Below are 2,236 nucleotides of genomic sequence, written 5' to 3'. Positions count from 1 at the left end.
CCCGGTTGAGACGTACCGCGATGGCTGCGTCAGCCTGCTCGCCCGCCATCGCACGAATCAGTGCATCCGCGTCGGCGGAGGCGTGCCTGCGGTGCTCTCCCGTGGAGGGCTTGCGTGCCCGCACCTCCGAATGTTGCCCGCCCCGCCAGTGGATGACGAGCACCAGTTCTCGGCGGGCATCGTCGACGTCGACGACTATCTCCTCAATCAGGGTGCGCACCAGGCGCTGCTTCACGGCGGCGTCCGTTCCGGGGGCGTCCCACGCTCCGCGCAGGTCTTCCGCCAGGCGTAGTAGCGCTTCGCGGTCGGAGACGGCGGCATGCTCGGGCTCTCTCTCGCTGAGGCGTTGCTCACATGCACTCAGTTGCGTGAGCGCAGCATTCCACCGTGCTTCCAGTTCCCCGGCGACGAGTCGATTGTCTGGGTCGACGGCCTCGTAGCGGCGCTGCGCCAGACGCACCTCGTAGTGCGCCTGCTCCCTCTCAAGCTCAAGGGCGCGACGCCGCTCGGCGTGTTGCTGCTGGGCAAGGCTCATGGCGGCTATCGCTGCCTCCACGGCGACGGGAGCAACGGCCCGCAGCACTTCGGCGGCAACGAGGTCATCTGGCCGGGAGGCGCCGAAGGAGATGCAGGGCGCGGTGCCGTGGGCCTCGCGGCCTCGGTGGCAGAGGTAGCGCGCCCGGCGCGGCGGACGCCCGGTATATGACACGAAGAGCATGCGTCCACAGCGGTGGCAGCGCAGCAAGCCCGAAAGCAGGGCCCCTCCACCTCTTGCCGCCTTCGCGCTGCCAGCAGGGCGGCGGTGCGCATTGCGCCGCAAGCGTTCCTGGTTGCGCTCGAACTCTTCCCAGCGGATGTAGCCAGCATGGTGGTCTCGCAGCAGCACCGTCCACAGGTGCATGGGACGAGGGTGCCCGTAGCTCTTTGTCAGGCGCCCAGCGACAAGCTGGGTGCGCTGGGTCGATTTTCCATACGCATACACGCCCGCGTAGACGGGGTTCTGCAACACGCTGATGATGTTGCGGTAAGTCGGTGGCGTCCAGCACCGGGGCGCCCCCCACCGCTTGCCATCACTTGGCCGTGGAAACAGGTGGCGCTCGCGGCACATGGCCAGATGCACCTGCCGCGCGCTCTCCAGTCGCTCGAAGAGTCGGAAGACCGTATGGATGGCTTCCTGCACGCGACGGTCCGGATCCATTTCCAAGGCCGCGTCCTGGGTCCACAGGTAGCCGACCGGCACGGGAATATGGAGTTCCCCTCGCAGTGCCTTGGCCTGCGCTCCGTCAATGAGCCGTCGCCGCATCAGGGTCAGCTCGAACTCGCTGATGGTCCCTTTCAATCCGAGAAGCAGCCGGTCATTCGGCACACTCGGGTCATAGGCACCGTCGCCATCGACAACGCGGGCGTCCACGAGGCCACACAACTCGAGGAGGTGGTGCCACTCGCGGCCGTTGCGAGCCAGACGGGAGGCCTCCAGGCAGAAGACAGCTCCGACGCTGCCCTGGCACAACTGTGCCACCAGTGCCTCGAAGCCTGGACGGGCGCTCAGTCCGCTGGCCGAGCGGCCAAGGTCGTCGTCAATGGTGACGACGTCGCGGAAGCCGTAAGCGCGGGCCAGGTCTGCGAGCGCATACTGACGGCGCTGGCTCTCCATGTTGTCCTGGACCTGCGCCATGGTGGATTGGCGGACGTAGATGATGGCGCGCCGCTGCAGGACCGTCTCGGGCAACTCAGCACGGGTCATTGTCGGCCTCCGCGGCGCTGTCGGCGCGGCTGTTCGGAGGCGCTGCGCTCAGCAGGAGCTGCGCGAGGAGCACCACCACCTGAGGGTGCTGTGTTTCGATGACCCGGGGACTCGACGCTCTTGCGAGTGGTAGCGAGAGTTGCTTCGGCTTTCTTGCCTGGTGGTTGGCCATGCGCGCCCTCCACCACCAAGCCTGTGGTGGCTGCCGACGCGTGCTCGGACGCCAGCGCGTCGAGAAACCGGCGCAGATTGCGAAGCGTTTCGAGAGAACACTGCGGACCACCGAGCAGCAGGGCCGCGCAGGGCGCTCGCTCCAGCATCCATGCCGGCACAACCGCTCGCGAGCCATCGGGCAGCTCGCAAATGGCAACCCGCTCCCCTCGGCGGAGTTCGCGGTACAGGACGGGCACCTGCTGGCCCACCAAGGGGTGCCATCGGTAGTGGACCTGGGCAACTTCCGAGATGCCTACGGCAGAATGAACGGGGCGCTGC

2 protein-coding genes are annotated in these 2,236 nt (G+C 67.3%); one reads left to right on the top strand and one right to left on the bottom strand.

Annotated features, from left to right (window positions below):
• The coding region (locus D7X30_RS41290; RefSeq protein WP_147443448.1) for a recombinase family protein at positions 1-1,744 on the bottom strand (1,744 nt) is incomplete at its 3' end.
• Between the two features lie 170 nt (positions 1,745-1,914).
• Here D7X30_RS41290 and D7X30_RS43355 point away from each other — a divergent pair.
• Positions 1,915-2,236 (top strand): hypothetical protein (locus D7X30_RS43355; RefSeq protein ID WP_233592126.1); only part of this gene is annotated, 322 nt, incomplete at its 3' end.

It is taken from the genome of Corallococcus sp. AB011P, assembly GCF_003611605.1.
In the GTDB taxonomy this organism is placed as follows: Bacteria; Myxococcota; Myxococcia; order Myxococcales; family Myxococcaceae; genus Corallococcus; species Corallococcus coralloides.
The sequence above is the reverse complement of the archived record's forward strand: the minus strand, read 5'-3'. Positions and strand labels throughout refer to the sequence as shown.